Here is a 782-nt window from a genome sequence, read left to right on the forward strand (position 1 = left end):
AAGATCGATTTCCAGGATCTCTATTACTACGCGGCGCCGAAGCCGAAGAAGACGGTGTCCTCGCTCGACGAGATCGATCCGGAGATCCTGAAGACCTACGAGAAGCTCGGCATTCCCTTGCGGGAAGTCGCCATGCTCGAGGGCGTCGAGCCCAAGGTAGGCGATGAAGACCCTTCGCGCCGCAAGATCGCGGTCGATGCGGTGTTCGATTCGGTCTCGGTTGCCACCACCTTCAAGGCGGAGCTGAAGAAGGCCGGCGTGATCTTCATGCCGATCTCGGAAGCGATCCGCGAGCATCCCGAACTGGTTCAGAAGTATCTCGGTTCGGTGGTTCCGACCTCGGACAATTTCTATGCGACGCTGAACTCGGCGGTGTTCTCCGACGGCTCGTTCGTCTACGTGCCGCCGGGCGTGCGCTGCCCGATGGAGCTGTCGACCTATTTCCGCATCAATGAGCGCAACACCGGCCAGTTCGAGCGCACGCTGATCATCGCCGACAAGGGTTCCTACGTCAGCTATCTCGAAGGCTGCACCGCGCCGCAGCGCGACGAGAACCAGCTGCACGCGGCCGTGGTCGAGCTCGTCGCGCTCGATGATGCCGAGATAAAATATTCGACGGTGCAGAACTGGTACCCCGGCAATTCGGAAGGCAAGGGCGGCATCTACAACTTCGTCACCAAGCGTGGCGACTGCCGCGGCGACCGTTCCAAGATCTCCTGGACCCAGGTCGAGACGGGATCTGCGATCACCTGGAAATATCCGAGCTGCATTCTCCGCGGCGA

1 protein-coding gene is annotated in these 782 nt (G+C 60.6%); it reads left to right on the plus strand.

The window, feature by feature from the left end; all coding sequences use genetic code 11:
- A partial coding sequence (locus HYH08_RS37295) for a SufD family Fe-S cluster assembly protein (protein WP_220014807.1) occupies nt 1–782 on the plus strand: 782 nt, incomplete at both ends.

This window comes from Bradyrhizobium sp. BR 10289, assembly GCF_019455385.1.
Taxonomy (GTDB): Bacteria; Pseudomonadota; Alphaproteobacteria; order Rhizobiales; family Xanthobacteraceae; genus Bradyrhizobium.